General features: G+C 65.4%; 1 pseudogene. It reads left to right on the top strand.

The annotated features are described in order from the left end of the window. A pseudogene (locus RMT89_RS45560) lies at positions 1-234 on the top strand (hypothetical protein); the annotation flags it as partial.

The raw sequence follows: 234 nt of genomic DNA, 5'->3' as shown, positions 1-234 counted from the left end.
GCCTTCTCCCATGACCGGCTCCTGATGGACGCGCTGCTCGGCAAGCAGGGCAAGGAAGCCGCGACCGACGAGGCGATGAAGAAGGTCTACGACGACGCCGCCAGGCAGATCTCCGGCGAGCAGGAGGTCCATGCCCGCCACATCCTGGTCGAGACCGAGGACGAGGACACGCAGGAGGTCGCGGAGCAGAAGAAGGGCGCCGATATCGCCGAGCTGGCCAAGAAGAAGACGAAG

Source organism: Streptomyces sp. P17, from assembly GCF_032436805.1.
Taxonomy (GTDB): Bacteria; Actinomycetota; Actinomycetes; order Streptomycetales; family Streptomycetaceae; genus Streptomyces.
This window is presented reverse-complemented; position numbering and strand designations above follow the sequence as displayed.